Origin of the sequence: Pseudoalteromonas atlantica, from assembly GCA_007988745.1 — a bacterium.
Lineage (GTDB): Bacteria > Pseudomonadota > Gammaproteobacteria > Enterobacterales > Alteromonadaceae > Pseudoalteromonas > Pseudoalteromonas atlantica.
Genome location: BJUT01000036.1, coordinates 25,942 through 42,520, shown reverse-complemented (window position 1 = coordinate 42,520; position 16,579 = coordinate 25,942). Strand labels below are relative to the sequence as shown.

Here is a 16,579-nt window from a genome sequence, read left to right as displayed (position 1 = left end):
TATACAGTCGTAAATGAGAATTTTTTAACTCTGATAGCGACACGTTTTAGCCCCTCAAAATGATTAAGTATTATTGCGGATTGGTATTATATGTAATGCGCCCTAATAGTAATCATAAAAATGCGGCTTAACGTTCATTGCGTTAAGCTGTAGTGGCTCATATCTAAACTGACACTTTTATACGCGGGTTGAAGCTTCATATGGCAGGCAGCTACAGACAAGGAGAGGACGGTCAGAATGATTTAGGTGTGTATAGTATTTAGCGAAAGAGAAACCAACTTAAACAAAAAGTAGTTCGTGCAGTTTCTATAACGATCATTTGCTTTTTGAATTCTGAGTTTTTCCAAATTTATTATTGTTTTTTTCCGTGGTAATTCGCTTGTTTGCTGCACTTTTGTATCAGATTAAAACAGTCGCACTAACATGCCAAATTCCATCGCAGTGCCTTTCTATTTACGTTCAAAATAATTATTGATGGTGTCAAGCCTCTAAACTCTCCACCTCTAGTTTCAGTATTTCAGCGAGTACATCTGAATCATATTGTATTGCGTAATAATCGCTATGACACATTAAAGTGACTCTTTTTTGGGTATTGGTTAGAACGTTTAGCTCAAAATAAGTTCGTGGCGACTCAGTACTATATATTCGTGTCGTAACTAACAGAAGCTTTTCAAACGAATCAAAAGCGACTTTAATTTTCGGATTGTTCGAACTGCCGACATTTAGCACTTTTTCATTTAGATCAAAATAAAATCTTCTTCTGCTTCTTCTGCATATCAAGGTCGTGCCTAAACTAAAGAGTCCCCCCAATGTAAACACGACAATAACGAAATCGGTTTTCGAATCAAGGTTGGGCTCCAACTGCCAAACTTTAGCTGACATAAATATGCACACTGTCCAACAAAAAATATGCAATCCCCATTCAAACAAATAACTTCTAACGTTAGGTGTAATAGTTACTACATCTTTATTTATGGTCAATTTAGCGTTGCAAAAACTAGAAGCAACTAGGTCTCCCGTAATATCAATTTCGTCACTCGCTTTCATATTTAAGCTCTCTTATGAATCGTAGAAACGAGTATAAGAAACAATAACTCTATAGGCTAGATATAATGGCAGCTGTATTTGAGCCTAGTTTTAAGCTTTCCTGGTAGATGTTTTGAAAAAATATGAAATGAGTTTCCGTCAAGATAATTAAATGAGCTGGTCTTTGAGGTGAAAAAATTCTTTATCCCAAGCTTCACATAACTTACATAGCTGTCTATCAGGTAATGTCCAAACCAATTAACCGAAACTGCAAAATCAGATATGAGCTACTAAATTAAGCCGCTTTTTAATACACTTTTAAACCTAATTAACCAAATAACTAACTAAAATCGACCACCACTTCATAGCGCCCTGGCTTGTCGTTTACATCGTAAACCCAGCCGTGGCGTTTAATTATTTTTTCGCTTAATTGCAGGCCTAGTCCGTACCCTATGCTGGCGTGTTTTGCTGAGGGCGAGCTCGCTTTAGGGGCATCGTCTTGCTTACTACAATTAACAATAGTCACTTTACTGCCTTGCTGCGTAATATGTACTTGGCCAAATTGGGTATGTTGGTAGGCATTACGAATTAAATTAGTCAGTACAATGTGGCACGCAGTAGCATCGGTGGTAATAACGCTCTCTTGCTGGGTGTTTAAAACCACCTCAACGTGCTTAGCATTAAGCAAGTAGTTAAGCTCATTACTCAGGGTCGTTATTTTATCACTAAGGTTTACAGGTTCTGGACTACTTTGCTGATCTTCGTTGCGGCTTAGCCATAATAACGTATCGGTTAAATCGCTCATGGTTAAACCGGCGCGCTCTATACGCTCAAGTGTAAGTTGTTGTTTATCACTTAACGGGGCTTTTTCGCTCAGCCGATTGAGTAGCTCAACGTTACTGCGAATAACCGAAATTGGCGTACGCAGCTCGTGGCTGGCATAGCTTAAAAAGCGCTGCTCACGCTCTACGCTTTCATTTGCCGAAAGTAAGCTGCTGCGTATTAATGTGGCTAAAGTGTTTAGTTCGTTATATGTAAAATCAGGCGGTGTTTGCTGCAGATTAGTTTGGTTTAACGATTTAGCCCAACCCCTTAACGACTCCACTGGCTTGGCTATTTTTTTCATTACCATAAACAAAAAAAACGCAAATAACACAATGGCCGCAATGCCTGTAATGGCAATCCATAGCATGCGTTGTTCGGGCTCTATATTAGCGAGCAATTGTGGTTTATCTTTTTCGAGCATAATGCGCGATATATAACGCGGCTCGCCTTCGGGGTTTGGATAATACACCACAAAAAATAAATTTTGTGGCATAGAAAACATCGATGGCCTGTCTTTTGTTTTATGTAAAAACCCCACCTCTGTTGGTTTTTTAAAACGCTGCTGAATTGACGCAGGCATGTCTTCCCAGCGACTTGCTATATTAAAGCCCACCAGCTCTTTTGTTTCCCCAGGCTTTACTTCAGTGGTTTGCGAAAGCTTTAACATAACTCCGTTTAAGCCTTTATCTAGCCCATCAATAAAGTAATTTACACTTAAAAACGAAAAGCCAATGGCCATAGCAGAGCTAAGCACTACCATACTGGCAAAAAAGTAGAGCCTTAAACTAGGCCTTATTTTCATTGTGGTTGCCCTTCATTTGCTGTTATTGCAAAGCCCACACTAGGAATGGTCTCAAGTGTAACTTGGTGTGTGGTGGCTTCTAATTGCTTACGTAAATGATGCACATGCACTTTTAAACTGTTGCTGTCGGGCTGCTCTTCGCCCCATATAGCTTGCATAATGCTACTGCGGGTAACAGGCTGCGGCGCATGGCGTACTAAGGTTTCTAGCAATTTAAATGCAATGGGCGATAACTTTAATGTTTGCCCCTCTACATCGGCACTGCGCTTTGCTAAATCTAAATTTAAATTAGCTAAGGTGAGGCGTTTTGCCTCACCACTTTTGCGCTTTGCCAGCACTTGTACCCGCGCTACTAGCTCTTTCATGGCGAAGGGTTTTACTAAATAGTCGTCGCTACCGGCGGCAAAGCCCTCAAGTTTATTATCGAGGCTATCGCGTGCGGTCAAGATTAATACCGGAATATCTTTACCTTGTTCACGCAATGTTTTGCACATTGTTAAGCCGTCCATTTTGGGCATGTTTACATCTAAAATAATCATTTGATAATCATTAATTTGCAGTAAATTTAAGCCCAAAACGCCGTTGCTTGCATGGTCACACTCAATGTCTTCTATATCGAGGTAATCAACAATTGTTGTTGCCAGGTCTATGTCGTCTTCAACCAGTAGTACGTTTATCATTAAGAGGCAGCTCCTTCGGTGCGTTTACCACTTAAAAAGTCTAACACATTGGCAAGTAAGCGCTTAATGTCTATTTGAATCATTAATAATGCCGGAATAAGGATTAATGTAATAACCGTGGCAAACAAAATACCATAACCAAGTGATGCCGCAGCAGGAATTAAAAACTGTGCCTGCATTGAGGTTTCGCTTAATAACGGCACTAAGCCCGCGTAGGTGGTAATTGAGGTAAGCATTACCGCGCGCAGGCGGCTTGTACACGACTCTACAATGGCATCGTGCGTGCTCATGCCTTCATCTTTTACCAGCTCGTTAAAGCGCGATACCAATAATAGGCTGTCGTTTACAACCACCCCACTGAGCGCCAAAATACCATTTAAAGAAAGTATGCTGATGGTTAAGTCGTTCCACCAATGGCCTAAAATAGCACCCACAATACCAAACGGAATCGCCACCATAATCAACATGGGTTGAATGTACGATTTAAGCGGAATCGCCAGCAATACGTAAATAACTAATAACGCGGCTATAAACATAGTGGCCATTGAGCCTGTTGTTTCGTCTTGCTCTTCGGCTTCTCCGGCAAAGTGAATACTTAAGTTAGGAAATTGCGCGTTAAGCTCAGGCACTAAGTCGCGGCTTAAGTTAGCAACTAATTCGTTAGATGCCACAATGTTTTTATCTACTTGTGCGCTTAAGTAAATTGCACGTAAGCCATCAATGCGGGTTATTTCATCTTGCTGATATTCGCTGCTTATATTGGCTACGTTAACCAAAGGTACTACGGTGCCATCGGGTAACCTAATACGCGATTGCATTATATCGGCTGGTGTTTTACGGGCGTTTTCTGGGTAACGCACACGTACTTTTACTTCGTCTTTATCGCGCTGGTAACGCTGTACAATTGCTCCACCAAAAGCTTGTAATACTTGCTCTGATAGGCTCGCCGTATCCATACCTAAAGCGCGCCCTTGTGCATTTAAGGTAAATTTAAGCTGTGGCTGACCTGGGTTTAAATTATCGTCTATGCCATTAACACCAGCAGTATTTTGTAAGCGCTCTTTAAACAGTGCGCCTGCAGCCATTACAGTTTCGTCATCCCAGGCTTTTAATTCTACTTTAAAGTTATCAACCATTTTACGTGTAGCCAATACTTGTAGTTTTTTGCTGCCCTCTGGCATACCGGCAAGGCGCTGCCATTCTTGTGCAAATTCGCTTGCTGTAAAGTCGCCCTCGTTTAATAGCTCAACACTTACCGTACCGCTAGTATCGCTACTGCTCACTAATTGTAAGCTCGTTATTTCGCTCTCTTGCGAGTCAAACTTATCCATTAAATTTTGCTGGGCTTGTAGTGCACTTTGCTCAAGCGCTAACAAGTTTTTATTAGTTTGCCCATACGCTGCATCGTTTTGCATAACAAGTTCAGCGGTTACGGTATCGCCGGCAATACTTGGGAAAAAACCTACTTTTACTGCACCGGTCATAGGCATGCCAACAACCAGAATAAAAAAGGCCACAAATGCAGCAACAATGGCGTATCTAAATCGTAACGAGTATTCAATAACGCGGCGGTACACTTTATCGCTAAACCAAGTTAGACCGCTGTCGGCGCCATGCTGCACCTTTGACCACAAGCCACTAAGACCCGACTTTAACTGGCGTTTAGTGCTTACGTGGGCTAAATGCGACGGTAAAATAAGTTTTGATTCAACAACCGAAAGCAGTAAACAAATCGTCACTACGGTCGCAAACTGTGAGTAAATTTTACCTAAGTTGCCAGATACATTCGAAAGCGCAACAAACGCCGCTACCGTGGTTAATACCCCAAATATGGTGGGTACAGCCACCTTCATGGTGCCTAAAATCGTGTTATTAAGGGTGTCGCCGTGTTTTTTGCGAGTGGTGTAAATACTCTCCCCCACAACCACGGCATCGTCGACCACGATCCCCAGCGCCATAATAAAACCAAAGGTGGTCATTTCATTTATGGTCAGTGCGGTGTAGCTGTCGGTCATAAAGTACAGCGTGCCAAAAAATACAAATGGCAAGCCACCTGCAACCCATAGCGCAACGCGTACATTTAAAAATATCGCTAAAATAACAAACACCATAATAATACCGGTTACGGCATTTTTAGTAAGCAGCGATAGGCGCTCGGTGATCATGGTGCTTTTGTCGTGCCAGCTTTCAAGCTCTACATTTTGCGGTAATAAGCCGCGCTCGTGCCATGTATCAATTACGCTTTGTGCTTGCTCAACTATGGTGGTTATATCGCTATTTTCATCCATTAAAATTTCAATGCCTACGGCATTTTGTTGGTTATAACGACTTAGTGAGTTGGTATCTTCTGCGAATGTGTCGGTAACGGTTGCTACATCACCTAATTTAATTTGTGTGCCTGATTGCGTTGTAAGTAACACTATATTGGCAAAGTCGCGCTGCCAGTAAGCTTGATCGGCCGCTTTTAGGCGCATTATTTTATTGCTATCGCGCAAGCTAGTAGAAAGCGGGCTCGATGATTCGTTGTTAATCACCTCGCTTACATCGCTAATTGTTAAACCGTAGGCTTGTAGTTTACCTTCGTCGATTTCTACCGACATCATAGGGTCAAGCACGCCCGATTGCTCTACATCGCTAATGCCCGATTTAGCTAATAAATCGGCTTTTAGTTTTTCACCTAGGTTTTGCAACGTATGGCGGTCGGCATCACCAAACAATTGTAAGGTTAATGCGTGATCTTGCCTACGCGCTTTGTCGATCACCGGCTCTTCGGCATCTGCCGGAAAGTTATTTATGGCATCAACTTGGTTTTTAACATCGGTGAGTAGCTCATCAAGCGAGTAATCGGTTTTTTTCTCAATGCTTACATGACTGCCGCTGGCATCGGATGTAGAGGTAATGCGCTTAATACCCGGTACGGTTTCAAGGGCTTCTTCTACTTTTAGGGCGATGCCTTCTTCTGCTTGTAAGGCATCGCCACTGTCGTAAACCACCGATACTGAAATAGTATCTGGCTCAAGGCTTGGAAACGCCTCTTTACGCAAAGTAGAAAGCGACATTATGCCCATTACTATTACGCTAATGAGTAATAAATTGGCGGCCACTGAGTTGTTAGCAAACCAGCTAATAATGCCGTGCAAAGGGTTAGTATTATTAGGTAATTGCGGTGCTTGATGCGGGCTCATTATGGCATCTCCTCAACAATTGGGTTTACTAACATATCGTTTAAGTAGCTTACGAGTGGGCGAGCCACCACACGTAAATTAGTGTGTCCTTCAATAGGAGAGATATAAACGTAATCACCGCGCTCAAATAGTTTTTGCGCTTGAATGCTCATTAACGTGTTTTGCTCGTTTACGTACCAAATTAAGCCCTCTTGCGATACTGCTGAGGCGGGTAATTTAATTACGTTGTTAAGCGCTTTACCAGCAATTTGTACCGCTAAAAATGTACCTGGTAACAATGGTGTTGCTTGCTCAAAAGGTTTGTCTAGCGCAACCACTACACTGCGCTGGCGTGAGCTATCGTCAAGGTGCTGCTCAAAACGAGCAATGTAACCTTGCCACTGATTCTGTGTTGTTACATCACTTAAAATAACCTCGCCCGACTTATCGCTTGCCAGGTTTTGCCATTGGCTTAATGAAAGCGGTACGCTAATTTCTACTTTGTCGGTGCTGTTTAATGTAGCCAGTGTATCGCCGATGCTTACGTAAGTGCCTAAATCTACATCGCGCGATAAAATAACAGCATCAAACGGCGCACTTATATGGGTGTTTTTTTCATCACGCTGCGCAGTTTGGAGTGCGTATTGGGCGTTATCGGCCGTTGCTTGGGCAGCTTCTAGCTGTAGCGTTCTAAATACTAAAGGCGAGCTTGGTGCTTGTGTTACACCCGAGCGCTGCCATTCACGCTTTGCTTGGTTTCCTAAGTCTTGCTCTTCTTGTAGGGCAAGTTTGGCATCTGCTAATGTGGCTTTAGCGCTCGCAACTGCTTGTAAGTATTCGGTGTTATCTATTTGTGCAAGCACTTGGCCTTTTTTAACTACATTACCGGTAGCAAATTGCTCGCTCATATTCGTTATTTCGCCCTTAACTTGTGCTTTTAAGCTAAGCGCCCAGTGTGCTTTAGCCTCACCGTGGCCGCTAACATAGGCTTGATACGTACTTGGCACAGCGTTAATAACCAATACATTGGGTGCCACAGATTTAGCCGGCTCAGGCTTTGGGCCATTTGCTTGCTGCGCCATTTTTTGGCCGTTATATGAAATAGCAAGCCCTATACAAACAATGGCAACAAGAGTTACAACAACAGGTACTGGCGAAATTTTCATGACGATACTCCAAGGCCCAAGGCAAGGCCTAAATCTATACGGTTAGTTAAAAGGGTGTAATTTATTTGGCTAAGCTGAGCTTGTAGGTCGTACACCTGCTGCTGCACGGTTAGTAAGTCTAAAATATCAACCAAACCTTGCTGGTATTTGCTTTGGTAGTTGCTATAACTGCGCTTAGCACTGGCAAGTGCTTTACTAATTTGTAGCTGCTGCTGTGTTAATGATTGCTCTTGGCCTAGTTCATTTTCTACTTCGTTTACGGCGCTAAGTAGCGTGTCTTGGTATTCCCAAAAGGCTTGTTCGGCATTTAATTTTGCAATATCAACTTGTGCACGAAGTGCCCCGCCTTGAAACAACGGCGCACTTAAACTGCCTAATAAGTTCCAAACTGGGCTGGTTAATAATGCTTGGCTGGGTGTGGCTGCTAAATCGCTAAGCGATGCCGAAAGCGTAATGCTTGGCAGTAAATCTTTGTAAGCTACATCCACTAAATAACGTTTAGATTGAATATTGTAATAGGCACTTTGTAAATCGGGGCGACGCGCTAAATCTTGCTCTGGTAACGCGCTTAGCGGCTCAATAACCTCAGGTAAAACAGAGGTAGTAGGTAAGTTTTCAAGTTTATCAACGCCCACTAATAATACTAAAGCGCGTTTAGCTTGTGCTATTTGTTCTTGATAATCGGCAATAGTGGCTCGGGTTGAAGCGGTATTTGTACGCGCGGTATCAAGGGCTTCTAAATCACCTAAGCCGTATTGGTAACGCTCAACAATACTTTGCTCGTTATTTTCTAAAACCGTTAAGCGCTGCTGCTCTATGTTAAGTAAATCTTGCTGCAAAATAATGTTTAAATACGTGCGCATCACGCTGGCTACTAAGGTGTCTTTAGCGCCTTGGTAAGTGGCCTGATTACTGGCTATGGTCATGTCTTGCGCGGCTACGTTATCAGCAATTTTTTGCCATACGTCGGCCTCCCAGCTAACCCCTAGTAATGAGCTGTACTGTGTGCCAGTTGTTTCGTTGCGCTGAGCGTCAAAATCGGCATCTACACTAAACCACTGGCTTGCTGCGGTAACATCGCGCTGCGCATAAGCAAGTTTTAGCGCCACATGCACTTGGTTAAACGAAGGATTATTTGCAACGGCTTGGTTAATAAGCGAATCAAGCCCCGCTATATTCACTAAATCAGTGATATAACTTACCTCGGTTGCATCATCTTGTGTGTATTGCCAATTTGCATGCTGCTTTAGCGATTGCTCGGTGCTATTACCTGTATAGCTTGGCTGGCTACTACACGCAGCAAGCGTGCAGCTAAGTGCAAGCAATAAAACCGTTGAGCGCTTTTTAAAATAAACCATTTAACTGTGCCTAATTTACGTCATTACACACAGTGTATTAGGGCAAGGGTTAAGGATGGGTTAAAAGGGGTTAACTTACTTTAGACAAATTAGTATTTGCCTCGTTTAGCCAAATTACGTAGCCTTTGGCAAAAATACTCACTTAAAACTCATATGCATAAATTAATTTTTACCCTTTTTTTAATACTCCCCACGTTATTGCAGGCTCAAGTAACCTTAAGTGATAAAACCATTATATACAGTGGCCAAATCAACAAACAAAATAACAATACGGCAGCTGAGCTTTTAAAAACTAACCCTACAATTAATACATTTACGATTACCAGCGGCGGCGGAAACATAGATTTAGGGATGGACTTAGCCGAATTAATTTTGGCGCATAAGCTAACAGTAAACATAAAGCAGTTTTGCTTTTCGTCGTGTGCTAATTATGTGTTGCTTGCTGGCCACCCTACTACAATTGAGCCCAATACAATTATTGGCTGGCATGGGGATGCAGCCTCAGCTAAGTGGTTAGATAGTGATATTGATGCCATGGTAAAGCACTTAAAAGAGCCACAAAAAAGCCAAAAGTGGCAAACATTACGCGCCCATTACGATGAGGTAATTGCTAAAGCAAGCTTGCGCGAAAAAGCCTTTTACACAAAGCTAAATGTAAATCACGACCTACTCACAGTAGGGCTAAATCCAGTTTACGCAGCGCCGCCATAAAGCAACGTGCACGTGGCTGGACGTACTCACCTAAGGTGCTTAACTATTTTGGAATTAGCAATATTAGCTATAATAATTGGCAACCTCGTTCAGCTAAAAACTTTCCGCTGCTTATTATTAGCGACTTAAACTAATAACCATCCCCCTCTTTACTAATCTCATTTTTACTCACAATAAAGCCCTGTTAATAGCAGGGTTTTGTGTTTTAGCTGCCTTATAAGTACTTTGTGGATACTCACTATTAATATGACAAATACTTTACACACTTTAAAATCTAATTGATATGCGTTATCATTCGCAACATCATTAACTTTTAATATTAACAATAATGAACAAGCTAATTAAATTTACCCCAATATTATGCGCGCTTGCGTTGGCTGGTTGTGGCGGTGGCTCGGGTAATACTGCTCCACAGTTTTCTCAACCTAATTTAAGTTTTACTGTAAACGAAGACACCACTTTTTTAGGCCAAGTAACAGCCACCGACGACGAGGCACTTAGCTACACATTAGCAAACGCGCCAAGTAATGGGACGATAGCGATAGAAGCAAATGGTGAGTTTACGTATACGCCTAACGCCGATTTTTTTGGTAGCGATAGTGCTTCAATTTCAGCTAGCGATGGCTCTCTTAGTTCAAATGTAACGCTAAACTTTACGGTCGAAAATGTTAATGATACGCCGGTATTACAAACAACAAACGTATTTGTTACCTCATCATCAACAACAGAGGGGACTATTAATGTAGTTGATGCCGATGGAGATGAAATAACATTTACGCTGGTAACCTCCCCTGAAAGTGGTGTAATTACAATAAACGAAAGCACGGGCGAGTTTATCTTTGAAGCGCAAACATTAAGTTCAGTTAATGAAGCATTCGTAATAAGCTATACGGATGGCGTAATTGATGAACCAATTACGGCCAGTATTACACTAAGCCCTTCTTATGTAACAAATGAAGACAAACGTAATTTTTACTACAGCTCTAGTAAATCACACTTAAAACAAGCCGATATTGTAAACGAAAGCATTAACGATGAAATTTCACGTTATACCGTATACCAAGTTCAAGCAGCGGCGTATGCACGTGCTGGGTTTTTAGATACAGCCGAAGACTATTTATTACTCATTAACGAGCAAACAGCTCTTGCTGGAGGCCTAAGAGATGTAGGTGTTGCGTTAGATAGCATCAATGAAATAGAGCAAGGTGCACAATACCGCTCACGCGCCTTAGCTGCTTACAACCAATATTTAGCTGAAAAAGGGTTTGAAAACATCAACCGTAACGATGCAGCCTGGTTACTTGGTTTAGTAAATGATTATATGGATGTTGGTCAAACCGATGAAGCAGAAACACTGCTGGAAACTATTAACAGTTATGCAGAGATAGTACGTGAAGAGCAATATTCAACAACATATGGTTACTTTCAAACAGCATTTAAAAATGCAGCCGAAGGTGCATTAGATGTATATGCTGCAAACCCAACTGATGCCAATCAACTCACAGCACAAACTTTTGCTACTGCACTAGTAAATATTTCAAGTAACACAGGTTACCAAATTCAAGGTGGTAGTGGCGAGTATGCGGGTGAAAGAGTAGAGAAACTAAGAGCTCTTTATACTGCATGGGCAGCTGAGGTTTTATTTCGAGCCAACTCGCTTGAACTAGCCCGTGAATACGTAAACCTAGCGCTGTCGTTTTATGGTGTAACGGGCATAGATAGCAACTATGAGTTTGCTGCTTCAGAATACTCTGAGGCCAATTTAGGTACTTATACCTATCCACTACAAACTCTAGCCGGATTACTAGAAGGCCTTTATGACCTCGAAGAAAACCCTGCGTTTGCCTTACTTTCATCTGATTTTGATATCAGTGGTGCTAAACAAATTATGTACAGTTTTAGTATAACTAAAAGCATTATAGCGGGTTCATCTGTAGCTGATGCAACGGCTGAAGCCTTCACCTATTTTACAGAGGAAAGTGATTATAATGAGTTTTTTAGAAGTCTAACCAAAACATCAAATAACGCGGGAACAGCACAAGTTCTACATCAGTTTGGCTTTACAGAACAGGCTAAAGACGTATTAACTTATGCTGGTGAGTTTATTTCATCTGACGAGTACATAAGTGCAGAGTCATCTGCTTCTTTCTTAGCGGGTTCTAATGGATGTGGTTTACTGGTTAGCATTAGCGAAGAAATTGGCGCAGATTCTGCTGCTGCCGCAAATCGCTGTTTAACCATGTTAAATAAACTAAATACAGGCACATTACGAACTTTAACCGACACTTCTGCAATTACTGTTCATAACAATGTAATGGTATCACTTGACCGCGGTGGTTTGACTGACGAGATTGCCGCAGTAAATACGCAATTACTAAGTAAAATTAGTGTATTAGATGACATTGAAGATCGGTTTGAGTACAGCTTAGAAACATTAGGTTATTTAGTCGATGCTGGTTTTACTGATTTAGCCTTAACTACATTTAATAGTGCGATAGCTGAAGTAAACGAAAATTTAAGCACGTTAACAAGCGACCAATTGCTGGATATACTTGAAGCCCTTAAAAAAGAAACGGTCTCACTTAGTGCTCCAACAACTGGCTTTTGGGAACGTTACAGCATGCTTTCTAGCATGGGGGCTAATGCCGGCAGTATTACTGACTTTGCCAGCACTTACAGTAGTGTGAAAACACAAACCTCAGCACTTCTCGCTGATATTGAAACGCTTATTTTAGCGCAAGCCGATACTGTCATTATTGAAGCTATGGAAGATTTAGTCGAAGCACATACCTTACTTGACGAATACGAGCAAGCAACAGAGCTTGTAACTAACGATGTGAACGGTGAAGCCGACCAACTTGACCTTTACACCACAATGGCTGAATTAATTGCAAGCAAAGATGACTTTAGAGATAACCGTGTTGCCAGTGTTGATACTGATAACGACGGGCTTCCAAACTTCTTCTTAGCAAATGTAACTGATGAAGATATTGCCGCTTCGGGTTTAACAGCCGATGAAGATGCTGACAACGATGGTATTGCTGATAGCGAAGACAGCACTCCAATTGGCAACTAAATAAGAGAAAACAATGCAGACACGTTATATTTATGCGTGTCTGTTTTTGCTTGCCCATAATTCATATGGTGCGACCGAGCAAAAACAGACTCCTCCCCCACCTGAAGATTGCAGCACACTCACTGATGAAAAAAAAAGTTTATGTGAAGCTATCGAACACATCGAAGTTAAAGGCCAATTTATAGGGATAGAAGTTCCTGAAGTTATTGGTCGTTCGTATTTAGACCGCAGTTTTATTGATGCAACAGCCAAAGGGAATGGCGACATAAATGAGCTAATTGCACTTTTACCAGGCGTACAATTAAGCAATGAGGCATTAAGCATTGAAAGCTTAGCAGAGATAAGTGCGCCAGAAATATCCATCTCAGGTGCCCAGCCTTGGCAAACAGGTTTTTCACTTGATGGTATGAACTACAATAATCGTATTGATCCCGCCAGTAGTAGCCGCTTAACATCATCAAGTAATGACGTATCAGGCGGTGTGCAAAGCATGAATGTAAACTCTGATGTAGTTGAGTCTATTACTGTTTATGACCATAACATTCCGGCTGAGTTTGGTGGCTTTTCTGGCGGTGTGGTTGATACCAAAACAAAAGAAACGTTTGGCAAAGATAGTTTTAGTTTTACTGTACGCGGGAATCACAGTGATTGGGCTGATTATCATTATATTCAAGCCGACAATGAAACTGAGCAAAGTAGTACAGATGAAGCAGAATTAGAGGCTCCAGTATACGAAAAAATAAGCTATTCATTGAGCGGTAAAAAGCAACTTAATAAACGCCACGGTGTGATGTTTAGTTTAAATTACCTTAACAGTGATATAAGTGACTTATCACTGGGGCAAACAAAAACCCAAAGCCGCCGTAACATTAACGCTATATTTAAATATGGTTATAAGAACGGCTGGGTTGATAATTTTACGATAAGTATGATCTATTCTCCCTACGAGGTGAATGGTTTTATTACTGATGCACTTGATAGTGACTATCAGTTAGAAGGTGGCGCATATGGTAGCGCAATACAATTAAAGCAAGATTTTAAATATGTAACATGGGCAAGTAATTTAAGCTTTAACATAAGTGATAGTAGCCGAGATGGCCCAGCGCATTTTTATAATTGGCTACAAACAAAAGGAAAAGACTGGGGACAATACGCTAACCAAGGCGATGCAGACGAACGCTTTTCACGCCAAGGTGGTTATGGCGCGTTAGATAACCGCCAATTCACCACCAATTGGAAAAATACATTTAATTTAGACACTTTTAAATTTTTAGGGTTAACCCACTCAGTTGTGGCTGGTGCAGAAATTAAATATCAGCAAATAGAACGTGAGCGCTTTCAAGATGGCTATAACTACAGTTCGCCTGTTATATGGTCTAGTGCTAGTACACCACTTAATTGCAGTGGTTATTCACTTGATTGTCAAGCACTCGAAACCCTCATCCCTATAGAAAAATTAGCTGAGCAATTAGGCGGTGAGATTGACTTTAACAACTCGGAACACGTCACCGCATACAGTAATAATATAACTACTACAGCGCAATTTTTTAAAGGCCGAACTGTTAGCCCTGCTGAATACATAGATGTAAATTTAAATCGCAACGCACTCTACGTTACCGACCATATTAACTACGGCAAACTGGATGTGAATTTAGGTATGCGCTACAGCTATGATGACTTTTTACAAAACCATGATGTAGCACCGCGAATTTCAATAGGGTACGACGTATTTGATAATAAAAAAACCATTATTAGTGCCGGCCTAAGCCGATATTACGACTCCGCTATTATCAGTTATAAAATTAAAGAACAACAACAGTTTTCTTATCTACAATATAGGCCTATCGAAAGTGGCTACTTACAAAACTGGTTAGATTCAAATTACACTGGCAGCTTTAAATATCGTTTTAATGACGTTGATACCCCTTACGATGATGAATTTGCACTGGGTATCGCTCACGCATTTGAGACAATTGGTAATATTTCTTTAAAATACGTAAAGCGAAAAAAACATCAGCAGTTCTCTCGCACAACCTCAGACGAAACAGATCTTGATGGATACACTTATATTGATATTAGTAATGAAGGAACGGGAAGTTCAGAACGTATTTCACTAGCATGGAGCGCTCAATTTGGTGCCCATTCTGTATGGGCAAATACATCGTATGCCGAAAACGAAATATCAAATGACAATTATAATGCAACCGTAGATAACACCCCACTCGATGAACTAGTTTACTATGTTAATGCAAAAGATGAAGGTTCACTGGTCACATTGAGTCAACTATCTCAGATACGAACTAATTTTGGAGCACCTATCACAGCAGCCTTAGGCTGGAACGTAGATTGGGTCGATTCATTTAGCACTGGATTAAATATCTCATATTCAGGTAGCTACGATACAGCTGTAAGTACAGGAGGAAGCGAAAGTATAGATATAGAAGATGTCTGTGCTAGCTGTCCAGTTGTTTCCACTCTATTTGATGTTTATCAGGAACAGACTATACGTGCTAGAACAATGCTAAACCTAAGTTTAAAATACAAACATAAACTGACCAGCAACCAAAGCTTAGAGTTACGTGCTGATATTTCTAATTTATTAAATACGAGAACGTATACAGTAGCAGAGGGCGCATCAGGTATTGAGCCTGGTCGAGTATTTTGGTTAGGGCTGAGCTACAAATATGATTAAAGTTATTTTTGTAGCCCTTGCTGTATTCTTATTTACGGCTGATTCTAAAGCTTTAAACAATAAAGACTTACGTGCTTTGTATAGTAAAGGCCAAGCTCATTGGCCTGCTATTCAAACCAGTGACGGAAGAAGCGTTGAGCCCATGTCGCTTTTGCCTGTAGCATCGCCTAAACCGGAGCATGTTGCACTAGGCGATAAGCTTTTTCATGATGTGCAGCTTTCACGTAATAATACCGTTAGCTGCGCCACCTGCCATGAACGCGACAAAGGCTTTCATGATGGCCGTACAACTGCCATAGGCATTGACGAGCAAATAGGCACGCGTAACACCCCCGCAATTTTTGGTATTGATCAATGGCAACATTTTTTTTGGGATGGACGCGCAAGCACCGCTGAGCAGCAAGCACTTATGCCAATAGAAAACCCGATTGAAATGGACTTAGATCCAAAAATAGCCTTAGCCCGAGTAAATAAAGATAAGAGTTACCGTGCATTTAATAAAAGCGCTTTTAATAGCAGCACGTTAACCACTGAGCAAATGGCAAAAGCCTTAGTCGCGTTTGAGCGCACACTATCAGCTCCAAATACTCGCTTTAAACTTTTTATTTTAAGAGTAAAAAGCAGTCCGAAGAAAGCTGTAATGCAACTATCTGATAATGAACTAAACGGCCTACATTTATTTAGAACTAAAGCTAAATGTATGACATGCCATAATGGCCCCCTACTAAGTGATAACAAATTTCACAACACTGGACTCCATTACTACGGCCGACACTTTGAAGATAAGGGCCGCTTTGATGCCACAAATAACCCTGATCATATAGGACAATTTAGAACTCCTTCATTACTAGGTTTAGCAATAAGTTTTCCATGGATGCATAACGGGTTATTTGAAGATTTAACAGGCATCGTGAGTATGTATAACCATGGCGGGGCTAGACCAAGACCACGAAAAAATCAACTAAACGACCCACACTTCCCTAAAACTACCGACCTGCTTATAAAGCTTAATTTAACTAAGCAAGAACAAGCAGACCTAGTGGCATTTTTACGGATTTTATAAATAGTAAGCTACTCAC

At 41.3% G+C, this 16,579-nt stretch carries 10 protein-coding genes; 4 read left to right on the top strand and 6 right to left on the bottom strand.

What is annotated here, in order from left to right; genetic code table 11:
- Positions 1 to 480: 480 nt before the first annotated feature.
- From PAT01_RS14120 to PAT01_RS14095, 6 genes are all read right to left on the bottom strand, one after another.
- A complete protein-coding gene (locus PAT01_RS14120) occupies positions 481 to 1,047 on the bottom strand; it encodes a hypothetical protein (protein ID WP_138578496.1) in 567 nt (188 codons plus the stop codon).
- Positions 1,048 to 1,366: 319 nt separating this feature from the next.
- A complete protein-coding gene (locus PAT01_RS14115; RefSeq protein ID WP_138578494.1) occupies positions 1,367 to 2,653 on the bottom strand; it encodes a sensor histidine kinase in 1,287 nt (428 codons plus the stop codon).
- On the bottom strand, positions 2,650 to 3,333 hold the full coding sequence (locus PAT01_RS14110) for a response regulator transcription factor (RefSeq protein ID WP_154945669.1): 684 nt from the start codon (positions 3,331 to 3,333) through the stop codon (positions 2,650 to 2,652). Before PAT01_RS14110 ends, PAT01_RS14115 begins: the two co-directional genes overlap by 4 nt.
- Complete coding sequence (locus PAT01_RS14105; protein WP_138578490.1) at positions 3,333 to 6,518, bottom strand: efflux RND transporter permease subunit; 3,186 nt, start codon at positions 6,516 to 6,518, stop codon at positions 3,333 to 3,335. Before PAT01_RS14105 ends, PAT01_RS14110 begins: the two co-directional genes overlap by 1 nt.
- Positions 6,518 to 7,663 (bottom strand): efflux RND transporter periplasmic adaptor subunit, encoded by a 1,146-nt coding sequence (locus PAT01_RS14100; protein WP_138578488.1) that lies wholly within the window; start codon positions 7,661 to 7,663, stop codon positions 6,518 to 6,520. Before PAT01_RS14100 ends, PAT01_RS14105 begins: the two co-directional genes overlap by 1 nt.
- The gene (locus PAT01_RS14095; protein ID WP_138578486.1) at positions 7,660 to 9,021 is read right to left on the bottom strand and encodes a TolC family protein; all 1,362 of its coding nucleotides are present in this window, start codon (positions 9,019 to 9,021) and stop codon (positions 7,660 to 7,662) included. Before PAT01_RS14095 ends, PAT01_RS14100 begins: the two co-directional genes overlap by 4 nt.
- 153 nt (positions 9,022 to 9,174) lie before the next feature.
- On the opposite strand from PAT01_RS14095, the gene PAT01_RS14090 reads away from it, so the two are divergent.
- From PAT01_RS14090 to PAT01_RS14075, 4 genes are all read left to right on the top strand, one after another.
- Positions 9,175 to 9,732 carry a hypothetical protein gene (locus tag PAT01_RS14090; protein ID WP_318299756.1) on the top strand — a complete coding sequence of 186 codons (558 nt, stop codon included), beginning with the start codon at positions 9,175 to 9,177 and terminating at the stop codon, positions 9,730 to 9,732.
- Between the two features lie 328 nt (positions 9,733 to 10,060).
- On the top strand, positions 10,061 to 12,808 hold the full coding sequence (locus tag PAT01_RS14085; RefSeq protein WP_138578484.1) for an Ig-like domain-containing protein: 2,748 nt from the start codon (positions 10,061 to 10,063) through the stop codon (positions 12,806 to 12,808).
- 13 nt (positions 12,809 to 12,821) lie between these two features.
- The gene (locus PAT01_RS14080; RefSeq protein WP_138578482.1) at positions 12,822 to 15,500 is read left to right on the top strand and encodes a TonB-dependent receptor; all 2,679 of its coding nucleotides are present in this window, start codon (positions 12,822 to 12,824) and stop codon (positions 15,498 to 15,500) included.
- Entirely contained in the window at positions 15,493 to 16,563 is a 1,071-nt protein-coding gene (locus PAT01_RS14075) for a cytochrome-c peroxidase (protein WP_154945668.1), read from the top strand. Before PAT01_RS14080 ends, PAT01_RS14075 begins: the two co-directional genes overlap by 8 nt.
- The last annotated feature ends 16 nt before the right edge of the window (positions 16,564 to 16,579 follow it).